At 33.1% G+C, this 2,139-nt stretch carries 2 protein-coding genes; both read left to right on the forward strand.

Going from position 1 to position 2,139, the window contains the following annotated elements:
- On the forward strand, nt 1–1,436 hold a 1,436-nt coding region (locus RCF13_RS02955), incomplete at its 5' end, for a recombinase family protein (protein WP_308140841.1).
- A gap of 70 nt (nt 1,437–1,506) precedes the next feature.
- On the forward strand, nt 1,507–1,680 hold the full coding sequence (locus RCF13_RS02960; RefSeq protein ID WP_308140842.1) for a hypothetical protein: 174 nt from the start codon (nt 1,507–1,509) through the stop codon (nt 1,678–1,680).
- The last annotated feature ends 459 nt before the right edge of the window (nt 1,681–2,139 follow it).

The following is a 2,139-nucleotide window of genomic DNA, read 5'->3' on the forward strand; positions in this document are numbered from 1 at the left end:
AATCTATTTCAGAGAGACCTAAGTTGCAAGCTATGTTAGATATGGCAACCGAGAAGAAGGTTAATGCAGTTATTTGTTGGCAGCAAAGTCGGCTTGCTAGAGATATGAGTGACATTATTATTATTTCTGGGGTTCTAAGTGAAGCTGAGTGTGACATTATTTTTTCGGATCCTAACGAGCCGAATTTTGAACAAGAAGGAATTGGAAAGTTATATCAAATTATTAAGTCTTGGAGTAATGAAGAAGAGGTTAAACAGCTACGAATCCGTGTTAAGGAGCATTTACGGGAACGTGCGAGAGATGGAAGGTACGTGGGAGGCACTTATACCGGCTATCAATGGGATACCATGAGGAAAAGAATGGTTGAAGTTCCTGAGGAAATGGAAGTGGTAAAATTAATTTTTCAACACTATCTTTATGAAGGGAAATCTGTTAACCGAATTGCAAAAGTTTTGAATAAAAAAGGTTATCGTACAAAGAACGGCAAAAAGTTCTATCCATATTCAATCGTTAGCATTCTGCAAACTAAAATATATTGTGGATATTATCGATGGGGGTTCACTACCTCGGTTAGAAGAGGAAAACCAGAGGAAGCAGAGGGGTTTGATGCAAAGGTAGATTGGATAGAACCGATTATAACTTTGGAAGAATGGAATAAAGTTCAAGAAATTATGGTTTCTCGGTCAGGAATAAAAAGAGGACAAAAATGCAGAACATTTACCATATCATCTTTTTTGCTAAGTGGAAAGGTATATTGTGGATTCTGTGAGAAGAAAATGAGTGCACAAAATGGGAGTACAAAATATGTTGATAAAAGTGGAAACAAAAAGGTGAAGGAGTATTACAAATATCGATGTTGTAATTCTGAATTAAAGCACCCTTATAAAAAGGTCTTCGATTCTAAGCAGATTGATTTGCTAGTATTTGAACAACTTTCTTCTGAAATTAGGCAGTTGAATAAGGATAAACTGTTTAATAAAATGCAAGAAGAAGTCAAGTTAGTAACAAAGTCTTTAGTTGAAGAAAAGCAAAGTGTGAAAGGTAAGATTGATAAGGTATATTTGGCAATTGAAAAACTTCTTCAGCATATTGAGCGGACAAGTGACTATGAAATGGTCAGTATTTATGAGGGGCGTATTCGAGAACATAGGTTAGAAATGAAAACATTACAAGTGAAGTTAGAAAAGATTGAGGGGAAAGTATCGGAGTTAACGGTAAACGAGAAAGATATACACGATCTGATAGAAATGTTGAATAGAATCCATGTGTTGAAAGAATGTTCACAAGAAGAAAAGCGATTGTATGTAGATCAGTTAGTTGAAAGAGTCACGTTAGAAGGTGATAAGTGTAAAATCACCATCAAGTATTTATTACGAGATAAAAACAATTCAAATGTTGTAGCGCCTATCAACTTTATTTCAAATACTGTTATATAGAATATTAATATCTTAATGAATAATCTCTCCTTTACTGAGGAATACTCTTAGTATAAGGAGGGGTATTTTTATGAAAGTTGAAGTGGAATATTTGATAGAAGAATCGGAAGAAAGAGATGGTGCGTTAGAGCACATTGAAAGAATGATTGTGAAAGATTTATTGAAAGTGAAATATGGTAGAGAATTCAAATTCGACAAGACGATTTATGATACAGGTTATATTATTAGAAAAGGAGCTAGATAGCTCCTTTTCTTTTGTGTTTGTAGGAATTTTCGGTATTTAGACAATTAGCCTTAAGCATCTTTGTCTAAATACCGAAAAATTTTATTTAATGCTAGGAGGAGTTTCACTATATAAATCTTCAATTTTAATATTTAGAACATTGGCTAGTGCTGGTAAGAACTCTGGCTTTAATTTTGCTCGATCTTGTTCTAGCTTGCTCAAATAATTTATTGATACATTTAGCTTTTGGGATAAATCTTGTAGCGTTAATTTTCTTTGTACACGTATATAACGAAGATTTGAACCGAATGTCAAAATATCATCCCCTTTTTTCACCAAACGGTGAATATTTTCTGAAAATTACAATATAATATTCTATGAAAGGAGAAAAACACCTTCTTAATAGATAGGTATAAAATTATTATTCAAAAGGAGTGGATATATGAAAGTCAATTTGAAGTTATTTTTAGGTGATCAGCA

The organism is Stenotrophomonas maltophilia group sp. RNC7 (assembly GCF_030910085.1).
Classification (GTDB): domain Bacteria; phylum Pseudomonadota; class Gammaproteobacteria; order Xanthomonadales; family Xanthomonadaceae; genus Stenotrophomonas; species Stenotrophomonas sepilia.

What these genes read in the sequence shown, in the direction of transcription:
- RCF13_RS02960 (WP_308140842.1), top strand. Translation starts at nt 1,507, where the DNA reads ATGAAAGTTGAAGTGGAATATTTGATAGAAGAATCGGAAGAAAGAGAT.